This window comes from Thioalkalivibrio sp. ALE16, assembly GCF_000381305.1.
Classification (GTDB): Bacteria; Pseudomonadota; Gammaproteobacteria; order Ectothiorhodospirales; family Ectothiorhodospiraceae; genus Thioalkalivibrio.
The window spans coordinates 32,190-52,750 of record NZ_KB906360.1; the positions used below are offsets into that span (position 1 = coordinate 32,190).

Here is a 20,561-nt window from a genome sequence, read left to right on the forward strand (position 1 = left end):
CGCAGCGGCAGGGCAGGTTCCGGCCGTCCGGCCGGGACGCCGGTTACTCGGCGTCGGTGTAGGTGCGCAGCAGTTCGGCGCGGGTCGGGTGACGCAGCTTGCGCAGGGCCTTGGCCTCGATCTGACGGATGCGCTCGCGGGTGACGTCGAACTGCTTGCCGACCTCCTCGAGGGTGTGGTCGGTGTTCATGTCGATGCCGAAGCGCATGCGCAGGACCTTGGCCTCGCGCGGGGTCAGCGTGGAGAGGATCTCGCGGGTGGCCTCGGTGAGGCTTTCCTGCGCGGCGGAATCCGACGGCGAGGCGACCTTTTCGTCCTCGATGAAGTCGCCCAGGTGGGAGTCTTCGTCGTCGCCGATCGGGGTCTCCATGGAGATCGGTTCCTTGGAGATCTTGAGTACCTTGCGGATCTTGTCCTCGGGCATCTCCATGCGTTCGGCCAGCTCTTCCGGCGTGGCCTCGCGGCCCATCTCCTGCAGCATCTGGCGGGAGACGCGGTTGAGCTTGTTGATGGTCTCGATCATGTGCACCGGGATACGGATGGTCCGGGCCTGGTCCGCGATGGAGCGGGTGATGGCCTGGCGAATCCACCAGGTGGCGTAGGTCGAGAACTTGTAGCCGCGACGGTATTCGAACTTGTCCACCGCCTTCATCAGGCCGATGTTGCCTTCCTGGATCAGGTCGAGGAACTGCAGGCCGCGGTTGGTGTACTTCTTGGCGATGGAGATCACCAGGCGCAGGTTGGCCTCGACCATCTCCTTCTTGGCGCGGCGGGCCTTGGCCTCGCCGATGGACATGCGGCGGTTGATCTCCTTGATCTCGGAGATGTTCAGGCTGGCCTCGTGCTCGATCTCGGCGAGCTTCTTCTGCAGGCGCACGATCTCGTCCTCGTGCTCGGCAAGGGCGGTGGTGTACTTGCCCTTGGCCTTGCAGGCTTCCTTGATCCAGTCGAGGTTGGTCTCGTTCTTGGGGAAGCTGTCGATGAAGGTCTTGCGCGGCATCTGCGCCTGTTCCACGGCCAGCGCCATGATGCGGCGCTCGTGGCGGCGGATCTGGTCGATGCTGCCGTGCAGCTGCGTGGTCAGCTGGTCGACCATGCGCGGGACCAGCTTGAACTCCATGAAGTACTTGGCGGTGGCCTCGCGCGCGACGGCGTAGGCCTCGCGGTTGCCCTTCTCGAAGGCCTTGTGGGCCTTGGCGTGCAGCTTGCGCAGCTTCTCGAAACGTTCGCGGGCCTCTTCCGGGTCCGGACCGGTGTCGACCGGTTCGGCGGCTTCTTCGTCTTCCTCGGCGTCCTCCACCTCGTCGACGATGGCATCCAGCTCGGCGCTGGCCTGCTGCTCGGCAGCCGCCGCGGCGGCTGCCTTCTGCTCGTCCTGGGCCTTCTGCGCCTGTTCCGGCGTCACCAGGCCGCGGGCTACGGCCTCGCCGTTGGCGTGGTCGTTCGGGTCGATGAAGGAGACCACCAGGTCGGTCAGGCGGCCGTTGTTCTCGACAATCTGGTCGTACTCGTGGATCAGTCGTTCGATCGCGCCCGGGTGGTGAGCCAGCGCGAACAGGACCTGCATCAGGCCTTCCTCGATGCGCTTGGCAATGCGGATCTCGCCCTCGCGGGTCAGCAGCTCGACCGTGCCCATCTCGCGCATGTACATGCGCACGGGGTCGGTGGTGCGACCGAAATCGGAATCGGCCGAGGCGAGCGCGGCCACGGCATCCTCGGCGTCCTCGTCGGCGGAGACGGAGCCGTCGGACAGCAGCAGGCTGTCGGCGTCCGGGGCCTGCTCGTGCACCGCGATGCCCATGTCGTTGATCATCGCGATGATGTCCTCGACCTGGTCGGAGTCGATGATCGAGTCGGGCAGGTGGTCGTTCACCTCGGTATACGTGAGGTATCCCTGCTCCTTGCCCTTGGCAATCAGTTCCTTGAGCTGGGATTGCTGCTCTTCACGATTCATTGCGGTCGTACTCCGAGGTGCTTGGTCGAGCCGCTACACGACGGCTCTAGGAAATTGGGGCGCAGAAAAATCAATCCTGTATTGTAGCAGAAGATTCTTATATTGCCGGTGGCCGGACGCTGATTGCGGTCAAGTCCCTGCGCGGCGCGCCATGTGGCGCCCTCCGGCTGTCTGAACAATGCGGGCAATTGCGTCCGCTTCAAGGCCCGGGCTGGCTATTGCGGCCGGTCGAATCGCTGCAGCTGCTCGGTAAGACGGGCGAGCTCGGCGCGTTGTTCCGTCCCCAGCTCGGTGCCGGGGCGAGTCAGTTCACGAATTCGCGAACGGTAGTGCTGGCGCAGGAGCTGGCGGGCGCAGTCCAGCGCCGTCTGCCGGGTGACGGCCACCTCGCCGTCGTCCAGGGCCTGGTGGGCCAGGGCCATCAGGCGCTGGAAGTGGCGTTCCTCGCGGAAGCGTTCCAGCAGCCCGGCGGTATGCCGTTCGGGATTTTCGTCCAGGGCGGCGAGGAGCTCGCGCAGGGTGGCCGCGGCCACGCCGGGCAGTTCGACGAGCTGGCGGATCTCCGGCTGCGACCAGTCGAGTTCCGGGTGTTGCAGGACACGCGCCAGGAGGGCGCCCCACAGGGCCGGCGGGCTTTCGCCGCCGGGTGCCCGGCTGGCGGTGGGGTTGGCCGGAAGATCGCCCCCCGAACCCGAGGCCGTCGCGCGGGCGGGTTCGGGGGGCTGCTCGGACAAGACCTGTTCCAGGCGCTCGTGGCTCAGATGGGTCTCCTCGGCGATGCGTTCGACCAACTGGTCGCGGAACAGGGGATCGCGCGTGGTGGCGACCAGCTTCATCGCGGCATGCGCGAAGCGGGTGCGGCCTTCGGCGGTGTCGGTCGGGTGCTCCTCGCGCAGCAGCCGGACCAGCGTCTCGGACAGGGGCAGGGCACCGGCCAGCCGTTCCTCCCAGCCGGCGAGGCCGTCACGCCGCACCAGGCTGTCGGGGTCGTCCCCCTCGGGCAGAAACAACACGCGCACCTCGCGCAGGCCCTGGATCGCGGGCAGGGCCTCGGCCAGCGAGCGCCAGGCCGCGCGGCGCCCGGCGGCGTCGCCGTCGAAGCACAGGGTGATGCGCGAGACCTGGCGGAACAGGCTGTCCAGGTGGGCGCGGGTCAGGGCGGTGCCCATGCAGGCCACCGCTCGGCGAAAACCGGCGCGGGCCAGCCCGACCACGTCCATGTAGCCCTCAACCACCACGATGTCATCCAGCCGGGTGCCGGCCTTGCGGGCCTCGAACAGGCCGTAGATGGTCTGTCCCTTGTGGAAGACCTCGCTCTCCGGGCTGTTCAGGTACTTCGGCTCGCCGTCTTCAATCAGGCGCCCGCCGAAGCCGGTAATGCGCCCGCGCCGGTCGCGGATCGGGAACATGATGCGCCCGCGGAAGCGCTCGCGGATGCCGCCGTCGTCGCGGCGCGCGGCCAGCCCGGCATCCACCAGTTGCTGCGGGGTGAAGCGGGGCTTGAGGGCCTCAAGCAGGCCCGAGGGCGGGGCCCAGCCGATCTGGTAGTCGCGGGCCGTGGTGCCGTCGATGCCACGGTTTTTCAGGTATTCGACTGCCTTCGGCGTCTGGCGCAGCTGCTGCACGTAGTAGTCGGCGGCCGCGTTGAGGGCCTCGTACAGCGGGGCGTGGGCCTCGCGTTTGTCGTCCCCTCCGGCCTCGCGCGGGACCTCCAGTCCGGCCTGTTCGGCCAGCTGCTCCACCGCCTCGGGGAAGCTCAGGTTCTCGTACTCCATCAGGAAGCTGATGGCCGTGCCGTGCGCCCCGCAGCCGAAGCAGTGATAGAACTGTTTTTGCGGCGAGACATAGAACGACGGCGTCTTCTCGCCGTGGAACGGACAGCAGGCGGCGAACTCGCGCCCGGCCTTCTTCAGGCTCACGCGGCGCTGGATCACCTCGACGATGTCGCTGCGCTCGAGCAGCTCGTCGATAAATGCCTGTGGAATGAGGCCTGCCATGGGGGTCTGCTGGGGTGCCTGAGCCGTGGGGGTATCCGGATGATACCGGCTGCCGCGGCTTGTGGGTCAGATGCGGTCGGAAACCACGCGTGCGAAGGCCCGAAAATCATCCAGATGCCGGGAGCAGACCGAGTGGGTGATGTCCCAGTTGATGCGTTCGTAGTTGTGCACGGCGATGTTGCGGAAGCCGACCGCCTTCTTGAGTCGCTCGGCCAGGGTCTGCTCGATCACGCCGCCTTCGACGAGGCGGTCGAACGTCTCGCCCATGGTGTTGGGCGGCGGGAGGTCGAGCGAGGTGACCAGGTGTGCCCCGATGTCTACGCATTGCTGCACGGCGCGCGACAAGTTCAGGGCAATGATGTCCTGAGTGTCCGGGTCCCGGGCCAGTTCCTCGGCCGTGGCGGGGCAACGCTGGCTGACCCGGTTAACGCAGTACCGTAGGGTCTCGAGTTTCTGCTCGACTACGCGCGGGTCCACGCGTCTCTCCGCTCGGCCAGGATGCGATTACGGTAGGGCAGGAAATCGGCCTGCTCGATCAGGTGACGGGTCAGGTAGCGCGCGTGGGTCTCGTCGCTGCCAAGCACGCGGATGCCCCGAGTCATGATCTCGCCCAGCAGGGGTTCGCCCGCCTGAGTCAGGTCCACGAGGTCCACCGGACGCCCGGTGGCCGCGGCCAGGGCATCGATCAGCTCGATGCGTGCCTGGGTATCCAGAGGCGATCCGGCGCTGACGGCGAGGTCGAGGTCGCTGTCGAACCGTGCGCCGCTGCGAGCCAGCGATCCGAACAGGATGGCCAGCTCCAGTTCCGGATGTTGTTCCAGCGTGCGCCGGATATCCGCAATTTCGGCTCTCGTTTCCATGGCCTCGAGTCTAGCAGGAGTATCGGCTTGCCCGACGGTTCTCCAAACGCCTCGGTTCCGCACTGAGACGGGCCAAAACAAAACGGGCCCCGTGAGGGGCCCGCGTCGTCGTGCCGCCGGGTGGCGGGTCAGGCGGCCTGGCGCAGGTTGGCCAGCAGGCCCCGGAGTTCGGAGGCCTTGGGCTTCACCAGCCAGAACGAGCCCTGGTAGTCGTCGAAACGTTCCAGGATCTCGCGGCCCCAGGCGCTGTCCGTCTCGTGCACGAACTCGGTGATGAGTTCCTCGAGATAGTTGCGGTGCGCCTCCATGTCCTCGGTGTCGAGGCGGTGCAGGTCGATCAGCTCGTTGTTGATGCGGTCCGGGAAGTCGTTCTCCCGGTCCAGCACGAACGCGAAGCCGCCGGTCATGCCCGCGCCGAAGTTGATGCCGGTGTTGCCCAGCACCACCATCACGCCGCCGGTCATGTACTCGCAGCCGTGGTCGCCGATGCCTTCCACCACGGCGATCGCGCCGGAGTTGCGCACCCCGAAGCGTTCGCCGCACTGGCCGGCGGCGAACAGCTTGCCGCCGGTCGCGCCATACAGGCAGGTGTTGCCCATGATGGTGGTGTCCTGGCTGGCGAAGCCCGAGCCTTCCGGCGGGCGGATCACCAGCTTGCCGCCGGTCATGCCCTTGCCGACGTAGTCGTTGGCATCGCCTTCCAGGTACAGGTGCAGGCCGCCGGCGTTCCAGACGCCGAAGCTCTGCCCGGCCGTGCCCTTCATGCGCACGGTGATCGGGGCATCGGACATGCCCTGGTTGCCGTGGCGCTTGGCGATCTCGCCGGACAGGCGCGCGCCGATCGAGCGGTCAGTGTTGGCAACGTCGAAACGGTACTCGCCACCGGCCTTGTTCTCGATCGCCTCGAGCATCTCGGCCACCATCTTCTCGGCCAGCTCGCCCTTGTCGAACGGCTCGTTCTTCGGCTCCTTGCAGAAGCGTGGCTTGTCGGCGAGGTCGCCGCTGGCCAGCAGGCCGTTCAGGTCCAGGTGCTGCTGCTTCGGCGTCTCGCCCGGCAGGATCTCCAGCAGATCGGTACGGCCGATCAGATCCGTCAGGCTGCGCACGCCCAGCTTCGCCATCCACTCGCGGGTCTCGCGGGCGACAAACTGGAAGTAGTGCATGACCATCTCGGGCAGGCCGATGAAGTGGTTCATGCGCAGCACCTTGTCCTGCGTGGCGACACCCGTTGCGCAGTTGTTCAGGTGGCAGATCCGCAGGTACTTGCAGCCCAGCGCGACCATCGGGCCGGTGCCGAAGCCGAAGCTCTCCGCACCCAGGATCGCCGCCTTGATCACGTCGAGGCCGGTCTTCAGGCCGCCGTCGGTCTGCAGCCGCACCTTGTCGCGCAGGTCGTTGCCGCGCAGGGTCGCGTGGGTCTCGGTCAGGCCCAGCTCCCACGGGGTGCCGGCGTACTTCACCGAGGTCAGCGGGCTGGCGCCGGTGCCGCCGTCGTAACCGGAGATGGTGATCAGGTCGGCGTAGGCCTTGGCCACGCCGGCGGCGATCGTGCCAACCCCGGCCTCGGAGACCAGTTTCACCGAGACCAGCGCATCCGGATTGACCTGCTTGAGGTCGAAGATCAGCTGCGCCAGGTCCTCGATGGAGTAAATGTCGTGGTGCGGCGGCGGCGAGATCAGGGCCACGCCCGGATTCGAGTAGCGCAGCTCCGCGATCATCTTGTTGACCTTGTGGCCCGGCAGCTGGCCGCCCTCGCCGGGCTTCGCGCCCTGGGCGACCTTGATCTGCAGCACCTCGGCGTTGACCAGGTAGTGCGGGGTCACGCCGAAGCGGCCGGAGGCCACCTGCTTGATCTTGGACATGCGCTCGGTGCCGTAGCGGGAGACGGCCTCGCCGCCCTCGCCGGAGTTGGAGCGCCCGCCTAGGCGGTTCATCGCGGTGGCCAGGGCCTCGTGGGCCTCCGGCGACAGCGCGCCCAGGCTCATGCCAGCGGAGTCGAAGCGCGGCAGGATCTCGGCCTCGGGCTCGACCTCGTCCAGCGCGATCGGCTCGATGTCGTCGCGGACCTTCAGCAGGTCGCGCAGCACGGTCACCGGGCGTTCGTTCACCAGGTCTGCATATTCCTGGTATACGCCGTAGTCGCCGGACTGCACGGCGCGGTGCAGGGTCTGGATCACGTCCGGGTTGTAGGCGTGGTACTCGCCACCGTGGACGTACTTCAGCAGGCCGCCCTGGCCGGCGCTCTTGCGCGGGTTCCAGGCGCGCTTGGACAGCGTCTCCAGGTCCGCCTCGATATCGGCGAAGCGGGTGCCCTTGATGCGGCTGGTGGTGCCGGTGAAGCAGGTGTCCACGACCTCGTCGGCCAGGCCGACGATCTCGAACAGCTGCGCGCCGCGGTAGCTGGCGATGGTGGAGATGCCCATCTTCGACAGGATCTTGAACAGGCCCTTGTTGATGCCGCGGCGGTAGTTCTGCGCCAGGGTCAGCGGGTCGGCGTTCGGGATCTCGCCGGATTCGCACATGCCGTGCAGCGCGGAGTAGGCCAGGTACGGGTAGATCGCGGTGGCCCCAAAGCCGAGCAGGACCGCGAAGTGGTGCGGGTCGCGCACGGTGGCGGTCTCGGCGACGATGTTCGCGTCGGTGCGCAGCTTGGCGCGGATCAGCGCGTGATGCACCGCGCCCACGGCCAGCGCGGCCGGGATCGGGCGGCGTTCCGGGTCGATGCCGCGGTCCGACAGCACCAGCACCACGGCACCGCCGCGCACGGCCTCGACTGCGTTTGCGGTCAGGGCCTTCACGGCGTCTTCCAGGGAGCCGGCATGGACGTCGTAGTTGAGGTCCATGCGCTCGACGCGGAAGGCGTCCTCGGTCTGGTTGCACAGTTCGCGGAACTTGGCCTCGGACAGCACCGGGGAGTCGGATACCAGGCGGTGGGCGTGGTCCGGGGTCTCCTCGAACAGGTTCTGCTCGCGGCCGAAGCAGGTCTCCAGCGACATCACGATGCTCTCGCGCAGCGGGTCGATCGCCGGGTTGGTGACCTGGGCGAACTGCTGGCGGAAGTAGTCGTACAGTGAGCGGGTGTGCTGCGACAGCACCGCGAACGGGGTGTCGTCGCCCATCGAGCCCACGGCCTCCTGACCGGCCTCGGCCAGCACGCGCAGGATCTGGTCGCGCTCCTCGAAGGTCACGTCGAACAGCTTTTCGTAGGTCTCCAGGCGCTCGGCCGGCATCGGCTCGCCGGAGAACAGCTGGTTGTCGTCCAGCTGGCTCTTCAGGTGTTTCTCGTGGGCGCGCAGCCACTGGCGGTAGGGCTGGCGCGTGCGGTTGATGCGGTCGACGTCCTCGGGATGGAGCAGCTCGCCGGATTCGGTATCCACGGCCAGCATCTGCCCGGGCTTCAGGCGGCCCTTGGCGACCACGTCCTCCGGGGCGTAGTCGTACACGCCGATCTCGGAGGCCAGGGTGATGTGGCGGTCCTTGGTGATCACATAGCGCGCCGGGCGCAGGCCGTTGCGGTCCAGGGTGCAGGCGGCGTAGCGGCCGTCGGTCAGCACGATCCCGGCCGGGCCGTCCCAGGGCTCCATGTGCATGGAGTTGTATTCGTAGAAGGCGCGCAGGTCGGAGTCCATGTGCGCGACGTTCTGCCACGCCGGCGGGACCAGCAGGCGCATCGCGCGGAACAGGTCCATGCCGCCGGCCAGGAGGACCTCCAGCATGTTGTCCAGGCTCTGCGAGTCGGAGCCTTCCAGGTTGACCAGCGGCTCCAGTTCGGCCAGTTCCGGCAGCTTCTCGGTGGCGAACTTGTGCTGGCGTGCGACCGCCCAGTTGCGGTTGCCCTGCACGGTGTTGATCTCGCCGTTGTGGGCGAGGAAGCGGAACGGCTGCGCCAGGCCCCACTGCGGGAAGGTGTTGGTGGAGAAGCGCTGGTGGAACACGCAGATCGCGGTCTCCAGCTCCGGGCGCTGCAGGTCGCGGTAGAACACCGGCAGGTTTTCCGGCATCACCAGGCCCTTGTAGGAGACCACGCGCGCGGACAGGCTCGGCACGTAGAACACCGGGTCGTCGCCCATCGCGATCTCGGCGCGGCGGCGTACCACAAACAGGGCGCGCTCGAAGTCATCGCCGTCCATGTCGGCCGGGGCGTTGATGAACACCTGCAGGATGTGCGGCTGGCTCTTCAGGGCCTCGGCACCACAGGCGTCTTCCGGGTTGACCGGGACCTCGCGCCAGCCGGCAAGCGTAAGCGGGCCGCGCTCGATCGCGTTCTCCACGGCGGCACGCGTCTCGGCGATCTTTTCCGGGTTGATGAACACGATACCGGCGGCGAAGCGCTCGGCCAGCTCGATGTTCGACTCCGAGGCCAGGGTGCGCAGGAAGGCCTCGGGGGCCTTCATCAGCAGCCCGCAACCATCGCCGGTCTTGCCGTCCGCGGCGATCGCGCCGCGGTGGGTCATGCGTTCCAGTGCCTTGATTGTCGTGTCCACCACCCAGTGGCTGGCGACGCCGTCCATGTGCGCAATGAGGCCGAAGCCGCAGTTGTCGCGCTCGAATTCGGGGCGGTAGAGGGTGCCGTTCAGTTGGTTCTGTCGCATCGGTGAACTCCGGTCGCAGCGCGCAGGGCCTTGCGCGGGCGCGGTACGTGGGTCAGGGCCGTCCCTGGGAACAAGAACACGAAAAAAGGCGCAGGAATATAGCGAACCGCCATTCTGCCGGCAAACCGGGCCCGGTCAAAAAGACACGACACCCGCGCAGGTAAAGCCCGGCGAGGCTATTCACCACGAAGCACACGAAGGCACGAAGAAGGTCAAGGCATTTTCACCACAGAGGACACGGAGGGCACAGAGAAAAGAAAGGAATTGGTGATACTTGGGCGAATGCGGCTTTAAAGGCGCCTTGCCCTTCAACCCTGATTTTCTCCGTGTCCTCTGTGCACTCCGTGGTTCAAAACGCCCTTGAAGTTGACCTTCTTCGTGCCTTCGTGTGCTTCGTGGTGAACAAGGCCCTTGATCAGTCGCGGACGGCGTTCTGGACGGAGCCGATGGAGCGGATCCAGGGCTCGTCGTTGCGCACTGCGGCCGGCAGGTCCTCGGCGGCGCGCTGGGCGGCCGCCCGGTCGGAGAAGACTCCGGCCAGGATGACCACGAAGTCGCGGTTGTTGACCCGGGTCGGGATGTAGCGGATGGCACCCAGATCGTGCTGGTCCGCGTATGCGCGTGCGGCCTCCATGTTCGGCGCGGCCAGCAGCTGGATGGTCGTGGCGCTGCCGTCCTGGTTGTTCAGCCAGTCGCGGTCACTGGCCAGACGCGCGGCGTCGGCGTCGTCCACGGCCGGTGCTTCGGCGGCGGGTTCCGGCTCGGGTTCCGGTTCTGGCTCTGGCGCCGGTTCCGGTGCGGGCTCGGGGGTTGGCTCCGGCTCGGGTGCTGGCTCCGGCTCCGGAGCGGGTTCTGCGTCACCGGCTTCTGCGGTGGGTTCAGGTTCGGGTTCGGGTGCTTCTGCGGCCGGTTCCGGGGAGTCGGTCCCGGGCGCGGACGGTTCGGCCGCGGCCGGCGGGGGCAGATCCAGCGGGTCGGCCACGGCGATCTCGTCATCGTGCGCGGGCGCCGGCTCGGGCCTGGGTTCGGGCTCGGCCTCGGTGACGCGCGGTTCGGGCAGGGGTAGCTCGATGATCTCGCTGTCGGCGGGCGCGGGCTCGCCCTCCAGCAGTTGCCAGGCGACCGGTGCGGCGATCCCCAGTGCTACGGTGATGGCGACGGCGGGTACGAACCAGCGCTGGTTCCAGAACGCGGCGTTTTCCGGTGCCGGGGGCTCGGGGATACGGTCGTCGGCCGCAATGCTGCCCGGCTCGCTCGCGGAGCTCTCCGGGGCGGGAGGCTCGGCGGTGGAGGTGGACAGGGCTTCGGCCGCGGGCGTGAAGTCCTCGTCGTCGCGGCTCGCCCGGAGGCTCGGTTCCGGGTCCGGGGCGGGCTCGGGGGTCGGCTCGGGCTCCCTGCGAGCGGCGTGAAAGGCCGGTTCTTCTGTGTCCGGTTCCGGGTCGGGGGTATCGACCTCGGCGGCGTCCCCTGCGGCCACGCCGGGCGCGGCGCTGCCGGTGGTCGCCGCGGCGCTGGCCCGGCGCTCGCTGCGGCACTGGCGTTCGAGGAAGCTGTTGGCCTCGCGGTTGAGGTTGCCCGGCAGGCCCTGGCTGGTGGTCTGCAGGTGGGCAATGGCGTCCGCGTCCAGCAGGCGGTCGGGGTCGGTCAGGCCCGCCGCCTGCAGGCGGTGGCGCAGGTAGGCCGCGGTCTGTTCCAGGTTGAAGGCGCGCAGGCTGACCCGGGTGACCTGATCCTCGTCGGAGGGGTCGGGCAGGTACAGGCGGCGGCGCAGCAGGCCGCCGGACCCCACCAGGATGATGCGCGGGGCGCGGCCGTGCTTGGCGAGGACCTCGCTGCGCATGCGCATCAGATTGTTGACGATGTCGGTGCCCACCAGGTGGGCGTCGTCCATGGCAATGACCGGGTCGACGCCGTCGTCGACGCGGTCGGCCAGCAGTTCGGTCAGGGGGCGGTCGGGGTCGTCCGCGTTCTGCGAGCGCAGGTAGTTGCGAATGGTGTTGTCCACCGATTCGAACTGGGTATTGATCCGCGCGCGGAAGGCAATCAGCTCGAACGGGTCGGGCAGCATGGCCAGCAGCCGCATCAGCTGCAGGCTGCGTCCGGAGCCGTTCTCCCCGGTCATCAGGACGACCGCCCCGGGGCCGTTAAGGGCAGCCCGTGCCGATTCCAGCTGGCCGTCCAGCAGCGGATCGCTGTAGATGAAGGTCTCGTCGGGGGCGTCGTCAAACGGCGGCGCGTGCAGGCCGAGTTGTTCCAGGCATTGTTCGGAAAGCGCCATCGGATTCGGTCTCAGGTCAGCGTGCCCAGGTCGAACAGGCGGTGGTGTTCGCGGATGGCGTGGCGGTCGGTCATGCCGGCGATGTAGTCGGCGATGGCGCGTTGCAGGGCGTGCGGATCATGCGCGGCGATTGCGTCCGCGTGGCGCTGGTAGTTCTCGGGCATCAGGCGGGGCTCGGACTCGAACGCGGCGAACAGATCGTGGATCAGTTGACGTGCCTTGTGCATGACCCCGTGGACCTGATGGTGATGGTAGAGGTTCTCGCGCAGGAAGCCCTTGAGTTCACGCGCCTGCTCGGCCACCTCCGGGCTGAAGCGGATCAGGGCCTCCCCGGCGCGGCGGACGTCATCGGCGGACTGCGGGCGGTGGCGGTCGATGGCCGCCTGGCTGCTCCCGATCAGGTCGCTGACCAGGGTGTCGATCATGCGGCGCACGGTCTCGTGCTGGGTTCGCCGTGGATCCAGATCCGGATAGCGGGCCTGGACCTTCTCGCGGCAGTCGCGGAACAGGGTGACCTCGGCGAGGCGGTCCATGGTGAGCAGACCCGAGCGAAGGCCGTCGTCGACGTCGTGATTGTTGTAGGCGATCTCGTCGGCCACGTTGGCGAGCTGGGCCTCCAGGCTCGGCTGTTCCTTCTGCAGGAAGCGCACCCCGACCTCGCCCAGCTGGCGGGCCTTTTCGGGCGAGCAGTGCTTGAGGATGCCCTCGCGCGTCTCGAAGGTCAGGTTGAGGCCGTCGAACTCGGCGTAGTGGCGCTCCAGCAGATCGACGATGCGCAGGGACTGCAGGTTGTGCTCGAAGCCGCCGTGCTCGCGCATGCAGGCATTCAGGGCGTGCTGCCCGGCGTGCCCGAAGGGCGTGTGGCCGAGGTCATGCGCCAGGGCGATGGCTTCGACCAGGTCCTCGTTGAGTTGCAGGGCGCGCGCGATCGAGCGCCCGATCTGCGCGACCTCCAGCGAGTGGGTCAGACGGTTGCGGAACAGGTCGCCCTCGTGGCTGATGAAGACCTGGGTCTTGTACTCCAGGCGGCGAAAGGCGCTGGAGTGCACGATGCGATCGCGATCGCGCTGGAAGTCGCTGCGGTGGCGGGGGGCGGGCTCCGCCTGGGCGCGCCCGCGCGAGTGCGCGGGATCGCAGGCCCAGGGTGCCAGTCCCGGTGTGAGGCTGCCGGGCGTGGTCATGGCCTCAGGCGACACGGGCATGCTCGCGCAGGGTATGGTCCAGGGCCGCCGGATCGAATGCGTCGGTCAGCACGGCCTCGCCAATGCCGCGCAGCAGGACCAGCCGCAGGCGGCCACTGGCGACCTTCTTGTCGATGGCCATCAATTCGCGGAAGCGCTCCGGGGTGACCTCGGCCGGGGGCTCCAGGGCCAGGCCGGCGCGTCGGATCAGGGCCTCCGCGCGTTCGCGGCCGGCGCGGTCCAGCCAGCCCATGCGCTCCGACATGCGTGCGGCCATGGCCATGCCGGTGCCGACGGCCTCCCCGTGCAGCCAGGCGCCATAGCCCATGCCGGCCTCGATCGCGTGGCCGAAGGTATGGCCCAGGTTCAGCAGGGCGCGGATGCCGCCCTCGCGCTCGTCGGCGGCGACGATCTCGGCCTTGCAGGCGCAGGAACGGCGAATGGCGTGGGCCAGCGCCTCCGGATCCAGCGCGCCGAGGGCGTCGATGTGCTCCTCCAGCCAGGCGAAGAAGTCGGCGTCGCGGATCAGGCCGTACTTGATGACCTCGGCCAGGCCGGCCTGCAGCTCGCGCCGGGGCAGGGTCTTCAGGGTGTCGGTGTCGATCACGACCGCGCGCGGCTGGTGGAAGGCGCCGATCATGTTCTTGCCCAGCGGGTGGTTGACCCCGGTCTTGCCGCCCACGGAGGAATCGACCTGGGCGAGCAGGGTGGTCGGCACCTGCACAAAGTCGATGCCGCGCTGATAGATGGCGGCGGCAAACCCGGCGATGTCGCCGACCACGCCGCCGCCGAGGGCGACAATCCGGCTGCCCCGGTCCAGGCGAGCCTCCAGCAGCCGGGTCAGGATGCTTTCCACCGTGGCCAGCGTCTTGTGCTGTTCGCCGTCGGGCAGTTCGATCCACAACGGCTCGCCGTCAAGGTCGCAGGCCGCGAGGCTGCGTCGCAGGGCGTCGCCGTACAGGGGGGCCACGGTGGTGTTGGTCACCACCGCGACGCGCCGGCCCGCCAGCGCCGGGCGCAGGTGTTCCGGGGCGGCCAGCATGCCCGGCCCGATGTGGATCGGGTAGGCGCGCTCGCCCAGTTCGACATTGAGGCTTTCCATGTGCGCCATCATAGCGTGCGGGCCGATGATGGCGTAAGCCGGGCATGTGCCGTGCTGCGGATCGCTTCACGGACTTTTGCAATTGGTGCGGGTTGGATTACCATAGGGAGTTCTGCATGGTCGCCCGGAGTGTTGGCGGCCGGTTTTGTTGTTTTTGATCGAAAAGATCCAGCATCCGTTTCGGAGATTGTATGCCGCACGTACGAGTTCGTGAGAATGAGCCCTTCGAGGTCGCCCTGCGCCGTTTCAAGCGCACCTGCGAGAAGGCCGGCGTGGTCGCGGAAGTCCGCCGCCGCGAGTACTACGAAAAGCCGACCACCGAACGCAAGCGCAAGGCCGCGGCCGCGGTGAAGCGCCAGTTGAAGAAGAACTCCCGCGACATGACCCGCCGGGTGCGCCTGTACTGAACCCCTGTCCGGGTAGCTGCCCGGACCCGAGGACCCGACCATGTCGCTCAAGGCCCGGTTGCAGGATGACGTGAAGCAGGCCATGCGGGCCCGGGAGAAGGACCGCCTGGCGGCATTGCGCATGATTCAGGCCGAGGTGTCGCAGTTCGAGGTCGACGAGCGGCGCGAGGCCGACGACGACACCGTTCTGGCAATCCTCAATCGCATGCTCAAGCAGCGGCGCGACTCCATCGATCAGTACCAGAAGGGTGGTCGCGAGGATCTCGCCGCGCGCGAGGCCGCGGAGATCGCCATCATCGAGGAATACATGCCGGAGCCGCTGGATGCGGCGGCCCTCGATCAGCTGGTGCAGGAGGCGATCGCCGAGACCGGCGCCGCGGCCCCCGGCGACATGGGCAAGGTGATGGGCGTACTCAAGCCCCGGGTCTTCGGTCGTGCCGACATGGGTGTGGTGAGCCAGAAGGTCCGGTCCGCACTGGGGCATTCTTGACCGTTACGCTCGTTTGAGCGAAACGAACCATTCCTGAACGCATGAACGGTTGAACCCCGTGGCGTCATGCCGCCGGTTCCCGTCGGAGCGAGTGATCCATGGCTTCCAATCCGATGCAGTTCCTGGACCTGCCGCGCCAGGACCCTCAGAAGACCCCTGCCGAGATTCGTATCCACGAGTTCGGCGAGATCATTGGTCAGTTCGACCCGGCGACCGCGGGGCAGCAGGCGGGCCGCTGTCTGGCTTGCGGCAATCCCTATTGCGAATGGAAATGCCCGGTCCACAACTTCATCCCGAACTGGCTGAAACTGGTGGAAGAGGGCAACCTGTTTGCCGCGGCCGAGCTCTCGCACAAGACCAACTCCCTGCCCGAGGTCTGCGGCCGCGTGTGCCCGCAGGACCGTCTTTGCGAGGGCGCCTGCACCCTGAATGACGGCTTCGGCGCGGTCACTATCGGCTCGGTCGAGAAGTACATCACAGACGAGGCATTGAAGGCCGGCTGGCGCCCGGATCTCTCCGACGTCACCGCGACCGGCAAGCGGGTCGCGGTGATTGGCGCCGGCCCCGCGGGGCTGGGCTGCGCCGATATCCTGGCCCGTAACGGCGTGCAGGCGGTGGTGTTCGATCGCTATCCGGAAATCGGTGGCCTGCTGACCTTCGGCATCCCGCCGTTCAAGCTGGAAAAGCACGTCATCCGCACCCGCCGCGAGATCCTCGAGGGCATGGGGGTCGAGTTCCGGCTGAATACCGAGATCGGCCGCGACATCGCGATGGACGCCCTGCTGGAGGAATACGATGCCGTGTTCCTCGGCATGGGCACCTACACGGCGATGCAGGGCGGCTTTCCTGGCGAGGACCTGCCGGGCGTGTATCCGGCCCTGCCGTTCCTGATCTCCAACATCCGCCAGGTGATGAACTGGCCGCAGGAAGAGGGCGGCGAGTTCATCGACATGGCCGGGCAGCGCGTGGTCGTGCTGGGCGGCGGCGATACCGCGATGGACTGCAACCGCACCTCGATTCGCCAGGGCGCCGCCTCGGTGACCTGCGCCTACCGGCGCGACGAAGAGAACATGCCCGGCTCGCGCAAGGAAGTGGTGCATGCGCGCGAAGAGGGCGTGCACTTCGAATTCAACGTGCAGCCGGTGGAGATCGTCGGCGACGGCAAGGTGGAGGGCGTAAAGGTCGTGCGCACCCAGATGGGTGCCCCGGACGAACGCGGCCGCCGCCGTCCCGAACCGGTCCCCGGCTCCGAGCACGTGATCCCGGCCGACCGGGTGCTGATCGCCTTCGGCTTTCGTCCGTCGCCCTCCGACTGGTTTGCCGACTACAAGATCGGTATCGACGAGGGCGGGCGCGTGCAGACCGCGGGCGAGCATGCCTTCCAGACCGGCAACCCGAAGGTGTTTGCCGGCGGCGACATGGTGCGCGGCTCCGACCTGGTGGTCACCGCCGTCTTCGAGGGCCGCGAGGCCGCCGAAGGCATCCTCGAATACCTCGGCGTCTGAGCCTTTCGATGTCCAATAGCCTGAAAAACGATCGTCTCCTGCGGGCCCAGTTGCGCGAGCCGGTGGACCGTCCGCCGATCTGGATCATGCGCCAGGCCGGTCGCTATCTGCCGGAATACCGCGAGACCCGTGCGCAGGCCGGCAGCTTCATGAGCCTTTGCCAGAACCCGGAGCTGGCCTGCGAAGTCACCATGCAGCCGCTGCGCCGGTTCCCGCTGGACGCCGCGATCCTGTTCTCCGACATCCTGACCATTCCGGATGCGATGGGGCTGGGGCTGTACTTCGAGACCGGCGAGGGCCCGCGATTCCGCGAGCCGGTCCGCACGCTGGAGGCGATCGAGAACCTCCCGGTGCCCGATCCGGAGCAGGAACTGCGCTACGTGATGGATGCGGTGCGCCTGATCCGCCGCGAGCTGGACGGGCAGGTGCCGCTGATCGGCTTCGCCGGCAGCCCGTGGACCCTGGCGACCTATATGGTCGAGGGCCAGGGCTCGCGCGACTTCGCCGAGACCAAGCGTCTGATGTACGGCGAGCCGCAGGCGATGCACGCCCTGCTGCAGAAGGTGGCCACTGCGGTCACCGACTACCTCAACGCGCAGATCCGCGCCGGCGCCCAGTCGGTGATGATCTTCGACACCTGGGGCGGTTCCCTGACCCCGCGCGCCTATCGCGAGTTTTCGCTGGCCTACATGCAGCGCATCGTCGATGGCCTGATCCGAGAGAACGACGGTCGCCGTGTGCCGGTGACGCTGTTCACCAAGGGCGGCGGTGCCTGGCTGGAGACGATGGCCGATACCGGGGCGGATGCCCTGGGCCTGGACTGGACCATCGAGATCGGCGAGGCCAGCCGGCGGGTCGGCGACCGCGTCGCGTTGCAGGGCAATCTCGACCCGTCGGTGCTCTACGCGCCGGAGGCCGTGGTGCGCGAGGAGACGCGGCGGGTGCTGGACGGCTTCGATCGCGATACCGGCCACGTCTTCAACCTGGGTCATGGCGTCCACCCGGGGATCGACCCCGAGCGCGTTGCCGCGATGGTGGATACGGTCACGAACTACGGCCGATAGCGGCATCCGGCTCGCGGCGGCCCGGACGGGCCGGGACATTCCACGAACTGCGCTTTGCGCTGGCGGCGCCTGCTCTTGAGGCCCCGCTCAGTCCGCCGGTGCCGGCGCTTCTTCGGCGTCGGCCTCTGCTAGCAGCCTTTCTACCTCCGCGCGCGTGGCCCGGGGCATCGGTCGCCCGTCCACCGGGGAGGGGGGCGACTGGCGCAACCCGTCCAGCGGGAAGACCGTCAGTTCCACGTCGGTGTCGTCGGGACCGCGAAAGGCGAGGAAGGGAATGCGCTGCTCGCGGCCCTGACGGCTGCGATAGCGGCGTTCCCCGGTCTCGCACTGGATACCCCGTTCACCCAGTTCCAGGATCACCTCCTCCACGGTCTCGGCAAAACCATGCAGATTGAGCAGGGGCTGGGATTCGACCAGGCCCTGGAGCAGGGGGCCGACCAGGCGCGGCTCGAGATGGCGCAGGCGCTCCATCACGATCAGGGCCGCCGCCAGTCGTTCCCGATAGGCAGCGCGGCTGGCCGGGCTGGCGAACAGCCGGCTGCGCTCGATGGCGGCATCCTGGATCTCCAGATTGCCGGGCATCTCGTGACGGTAGTCTACTCCCAGGTGCTCGGCGGCCTTGCGCTTGGCGAGCGCAAAGTCGCGGATGCCGTCGTCCAGCATGATGCGCGCGGCCTCCTGCGCCAGTTCCTGGCGGATACGCGAAGGGGTGCCCATCAAAACACCAGTTCGGGTTGCTGACTGCCGCTGTCGCCGTCTCCGTTGCTCCCCGGGATCACGTGGCCGCGCTCCGGGATCTGATGGGGCAGTAGCCACTGGTTGCGCGCGCCCGGCGTGTCGTCACTGGGCGCGCGCTGGCCATTCGGCAGGATGGCGACGCGCACGAGGTCGTCGGGGCGCTCCATCGGGCGTTCCGGCTCATCCGCCAGAACGCTCCCCATGAAGCGCGTCCAGATCGGCAGTGCCGCACGTCCGCCGCTCTCGCGCCGGCCCAGTTCGCGATTGTCGTCAAACCCGATCCAGGCGGTCGCGACCAGGTCCGCGTTGAACCCGGCGAACCATGCGTCGCGGTAATCGTTGGTGGTGCCGGTCTTGCCGGCCAGGTCGGAGCGCCCGAGCTCCAGGGCGCGCCGGCCCGTGCCCGAGGTGATGACGCCGCGCAGCATCTCGCCCATCTGCCAGGCGACCCCGGGCTGCAGGACCGGAGTGGGGTCGGTGTACTGCAGGGGCCCGCTGCTCGCGACCAGCGGCAGGTCCTGCCCCTTGGGGCTGGAGCAGGGGGCCGGGCAGGCGCGTTCGGTGGGGGCCTCGTAGAGCACCTCGCCATCCACGGTCTCGATGCGGGTGATGATCCAGGGGCTGTTCAGGCGGCCGCCGCTGGCGAATACCCCATAGGCGTTGTTGAGCTGCAGCGGGGTCAGGGTCCCCGTGCCCAGGACCATGGACAGGTTGTTTGGCTGGGTTTCCAGGTCCAGGCCGAAGCGGGTCAGTTCCAGGTGGACGTTCCCGGTACCCAGGCGGTCCAGCAGCCGGATGGACGCGAGGTTGCGGGAGTTGGCCAGTGCCTCGCGCAGGGTAGTCTCGCCATGGAAACGCCGGGTGTAGTTCTGGGGCCGCCATTCCGCCCCGAGCGCCGGGTCGTTGAAGACCATCGGGGCGTCGATGACGGTCCCTTCGGGGCGGTAGCCCTCGCGCAGGGCGAGGGCGTACACCAGTGGCTTGAAGGCCGAGCCGGGCTGGCGCTGGGCCTGGGTCGTCCGGTCGTAGCGGTTCTCGAAGAAATCGAACCCGCCGGCCAGGGCTGTGATGGCACCGTCCTCCGGGGCCTGCGCGATCACGGCCCCGGTAACCTCCGGCTTCTGCGCCAGGCGCCAGCGCCCGTCGGTGTAGGGGCGGATGCGGATGACGTCGCCGCGGGCGAAATCGGGCGATCCGGCCCATTCGCGGTCCTCCGGCAGGATTGTCTGCTCGCCGATGCGGCCACCGTCGACCCGCAGGGTCCCGTCCTCGTCCAGGCCCAGCACCACTGCGGGAAAAAGCAGGCGTCCGTGGATGCCGATGGCCTTCAGTGCCCGTTCGCGGGCATCGGAATCGTCCAGTGTGGCCTCCGGAATGCGCATCTCCGGACCGCGAAAACCGTGACGTTCGTCATATTCCAGCAATCCTTCCCGCAGGGCCTGATTGGCCGCTTCCTGCTGGCGGGAATCAATCGTGGTGTGCACCTGGAGCCCGCGGCGATAGGCCTCGTCACCCCACAGGTTCACAACCATCTGGCGTGCCATCTCCGCGACCCAGTGGGCGTCGATTTCGGTCGCGGCGGTGTGGCGTTCCGACAGGACCGGGCGCGACACCGCCGTTTCGAAGGCGGCCTCGTCGATGGCGCCGGTCTCCAGCATCCGTCGCAGCACATAGTTGCGGCGGATCTCGGCGCGTTCGGGGCTGGCGACCGGGTTGGTCGTGGAGGGGGCCTTGGGCAGGGCCGCGAGGGTGGCGATCTCGTCCAGTTCCAGATCCTCCAGCGACCGGCCGAAGTAGACCCGCGAGGCGGCCTCGATACCGTAGGCCCGCTGGCCCAGGTAGATCTTGTTCAGATACAGCTCGAGGATCTCGTCCTTGGACATTTCCTGTTCCAGACGGATCGCCAGGAAGATCTCGCGGAGCTTGCGTTCATACGTACGGTCGCGCGTAAGAAAGATGTTGCGCGCCAGCTGCATGGTGATCGTGCTGCCGCCCTGGGTGCGCTGGCCGCCGGTGGAGACGAGGTTCAGCGCGGCCCGGGCCAGGCCCATCACGTCCACGCCGGGATGATCGTAGAAGCGCTCGTCCTCGGCCGCGATAAAGGCGTCGCGAACCTGCTGCGGGATGGCGTCGATCGGCACCGGGATGCGCCGTTCTTCCGCGAACTCGCCCATCAGGCGTCCATCCGCACTGCGTACCTGCAGGGGTGTCTGCAGGCGTACGTCCCGCACGGCGTCCGCCTCGGGGAGGGTGGGCGCATAGTAGATGTACAGGGCCGCCAGGGCGACGGACAGGCCGATACCGGCTGCCAGAATCAGGGCCAGCAGCGCCGAAATAATCTTCAAGACCGGATTCATGACAGCAAAAAAAGTGAGGCCAAGGTGAGAAGTCGC

Annotated in this window: 14 protein-coding genes; 4 read left to right on the plus strand and 10 right to left on the minus strand. The window is 67.9% G+C overall.

Annotated elements, in window-relative coordinates:
* Positions 1–43 precede the first annotated feature (43 nt).
* From rpoD to aroB, 8 genes are all read right to left on the minus strand, one after another.
* Positions 44–1,954: an RNA polymerase sigma factor RpoD gene (gene rpoD, locus F627_RS0107320; protein ID WP_018865574.1), complete on the minus strand. Its 1,911-nt coding sequence runs from the start codon at positions 1,952–1,954 to the stop codon at positions 44–46.
* 215 nt (positions 1,955–2,169) lie between these two features.
* Positions 2,170–3,951 (minus strand): DNA primase, encoded by a 1,782-nt coding sequence (dnaG, locus tag F627_RS0107325; RefSeq protein ID WP_018876533.1) that lies wholly within the window; start codon positions 3,949–3,951, stop codon positions 2,170–2,172.
* Positions 3,952–4,017: 66 nt separating this feature from the next.
* Entirely contained in the window at positions 4,018–4,428 is a 411-nt protein-coding gene (locus F627_RS0107330; RefSeq protein WP_018865576.1) for a DUF86 domain-containing protein, read from the minus strand.
* Positions 4,413–4,811: a nucleotidyltransferase family protein gene (locus tag F627_RS0107335; RefSeq protein WP_018865577.1), complete on the minus strand. Its 399-nt coding sequence runs from the start codon at positions 4,809–4,811 to the stop codon at positions 4,413–4,415. Before F627_RS0107335 ends, F627_RS0107330 begins: the two co-directional genes overlap by 16 nt.
* 128 nt (positions 4,812–4,939) lie before the next feature.
* Positions 4,940–9,403, minus strand: a complete 4,464-nt coding sequence (gene gltB, locus F627_RS0107340; protein WP_019583678.1) for a glutamate synthase large subunit — start codon at positions 9,401–9,403, stop codon at positions 4,940–4,942.
* A gap of 415 nt (positions 9,404–9,818) precedes the next feature.
* On the minus strand, positions 9,819–11,681 hold the full coding sequence (locus F627_RS0107345) for an SPOR domain-containing protein (RefSeq protein ID WP_026280673.1): 1,863 nt from the start codon (positions 11,679–11,681) through the stop codon (positions 9,819–9,821).
* Positions 11,682–11,692: 11 nt separating this feature from the next.
* On the minus strand, positions 11,693–12,862 hold the full coding sequence (locus F627_RS0107350; RefSeq protein ID WP_018880269.1) for a deoxyguanosinetriphosphate triphosphohydrolase: 1,170 nt from the start codon (positions 12,860–12,862) through the stop codon (positions 11,693–11,695).
* Between the two features lie 4 nt (positions 12,863–12,866).
* Positions 12,867–13,976, minus strand: coding sequence for a 3-dehydroquinate synthase (aroB, locus tag F627_RS0107355; protein WP_018881420.1), 1,110 nt, complete (start codon positions 13,974–13,976; stop codon positions 12,867–12,869).
* A gap of 179 nt (positions 13,977–14,155) precedes the next feature.
* Here aroB and rpsU point away from each other — a divergent pair, with 179 nt between their 5' ends.
* From rpsU to hemE, 4 genes are all read left to right on the plus strand, one after another.
* Positions 14,156–14,371, plus strand: a complete 216-nt coding sequence (gene rpsU, locus F627_RS0107360) for a 30S ribosomal protein S21 (protein WP_012981683.1) — start codon at positions 14,156–14,158, stop codon at positions 14,369–14,371.
* A 40-nt stretch (positions 14,372–14,411) separates the two neighbouring features.
* Positions 14,412–14,861 carry a GatB/YqeY domain-containing protein gene (locus F627_RS0107365; RefSeq protein WP_018865581.1) on the plus strand — a complete coding sequence of 150 codons (450 nt, stop codon included), beginning with the start codon at positions 14,412–14,414 and terminating at the stop codon, positions 14,859–14,861.
* A gap of 98 nt (positions 14,862–14,959) precedes the next feature.
* Positions 14,960–16,366, plus strand: a complete 1,407-nt coding sequence (locus F627_RS0107370) for an FAD-dependent oxidoreductase (protein WP_018865582.1) — start codon at positions 14,960–14,962, stop codon at positions 16,364–16,366.
* A gap of 8 nt (positions 16,367–16,374) precedes the next feature.
* Entirely contained in the window at positions 16,375–17,430 is a 1,056-nt protein-coding gene (gene hemE, locus F627_RS0107375) for a uroporphyrinogen decarboxylase (protein WP_019583679.1), read from the plus strand.
* Between the two features lie 87 nt (positions 17,431–17,517).
* Here hemE and F627_RS0107380 read toward each other — a convergent pair whose 3' ends face one another.
* Positions 17,518–18,147 (minus strand): hypothetical protein, encoded by a 630-nt coding sequence (locus F627_RS0107380; RefSeq protein WP_019583680.1) that lies wholly within the window; start codon positions 18,145–18,147, stop codon positions 17,518–17,520.
* Positions 18,147–20,525, minus strand: coding sequence for a penicillin-binding protein 1A (locus F627_RS0107385; protein ID WP_026332052.1), 2,379 nt, complete (start codon positions 20,523–20,525; stop codon positions 18,147–18,149). Before F627_RS0107385 ends, F627_RS0107380 begins: the two co-directional genes overlap by 1 nt.
* Positions 20,526–20,561: the final 36 nt, after the last annotated feature.